The following is a 1,503-nucleotide window of genomic DNA, read 5'->3' on the forward strand; positions in this document are numbered from 1 at the left end:
GGATTAAAAGAAGAGATAATTTTAGATATAGTAAGCTAAGCCTTTTGGCTTAGCTTTTATAATTAGAATTTGTATAGAGCTTCAAGTCTGATGAATTGATCATCGCTATCATGAACACCATTGGTGTTAAAATCTTCAGTTAAGTAAGAATAGAAGCCGCTAAATGTAAGTTTTGGACTATATGCGTAAGATACTCTTGCAATATATTCATTTTTATCTATATCATGGCCAACTTGTTCAGATTTACCACCGATATAATCAAATCCTACTCTAACAGTTTCAGCAAAAGTATAACCTAAACCTGCAAAATAGAAGAAGTTTTCACCTATACTACCTCTTAAATCACTACCAGTAGAATAGAAAATTTGCTCACCTGGAGCGATTACTCTACCTTTATCTTCTAAAACTACTAAGCTAGCTTTGTCTTTTTCACCATAACCAACGATACCTGCTTGGAAATCAAAAGCAGAAATTTGTCCTTGTAATTGAGCAGCGTAGAAATTGCTATTATCTAGACCTAATTTTTCTTTATCACTATCCAAGCTATTTCCTAAGTATTGAGCTTGGATTTTGAAGTTAGCATCGTTGAATGCAAATTTATAGCTAGCATCTACTGCATATAAAAATGCCCAATTGTTTGAATAAGCAGCCCATACTTGGAAAGCAAATGGATCAAAATCACCTAATACAGCAGCACCATATAAAGAAGTATCAGCAATACCTAAATCTGTAAAATCTCCATCGCTTGTAACATTGAAGCTATCAAACCAATAACCAGCAAAAGTTAAACCTTCGATAGAATTATTAAGAATTTTAGCTCCTGTTCCTACTGCATCATCAGTCCAAATAGAACCAACTTCCATTTTACCAAAGATTACATTTGTAGCGTAAGCTTCATTAGTATATTCTAAGTAAGCTTGTTGAACTACAAAAGTACTATCAGTATCAGTTTCAGCTTTAGCATTTGGGCTATTAAAACCAAGTTCACTTGTGCTATATTGGAATTGAACAAAAGCTTTGAAGTTATCATCTAAAGCTGCTTTGAAATTTAATTGAGATTTAAATTTATGCTTGTTTTCTTTAGAGCTGTTGTAACCATCTACAATTGTATTGCCAATATCTCTTCTATCAGATTCAAATCTATATCTGAACATTCCTGATACATCAACATCTTTTATAGCTTCTTCAAGTGAAACAGCATTAGCTGCTGAAAAAGCACCTGCAGCTAATGCTGCTACTAAACTAAGTTTAACTAGTTTCATGAGAATTCTCCTTATTAAAATTAAAACTATGGCTTGTATTATAGCATAGTTTTATATAAGAATTCTTAAAGTAAATAAAAACGATAAAAATATATTAAAGGGTTGTATTTATAGATTGAATTATCTTTAAAGATCTAGTTTGAAACTAGATCTTTAAAAACTAAGGAGTTATCTATGAATGTTTGCTTTTACAAGTGTAATTATGCTCTTTGATAGTTAATGTTTGGAAACTGAGGGTTTA

At 31.4% G+C, this 1,503-nt stretch carries 1 protein-coding gene; it reads right to left on the minus strand.

Features of this window, described 5'->3' with window-relative positions:
- Positions 1–62: 62 nt before the first annotated feature.
- Positions 63–1,262, minus strand: coding sequence for a major outer membrane protein (locus tag L8U04_RS08220; protein WP_263709818.1), 1,200 nt, complete (start codon positions 1,260–1,262; stop codon positions 63–65).
- Positions 1,263–1,503: the final 241 nt, after the last annotated feature.

The organism is Campylobacter sp. IFREMER_LSEM_CL908 (assembly GCF_025771545.1).
GTDB classification, from domain to species: domain Bacteria; phylum Campylobacterota; class Campylobacteria; order Campylobacterales; family Campylobacteraceae; genus Campylobacter_D; species Campylobacter_D lari_D.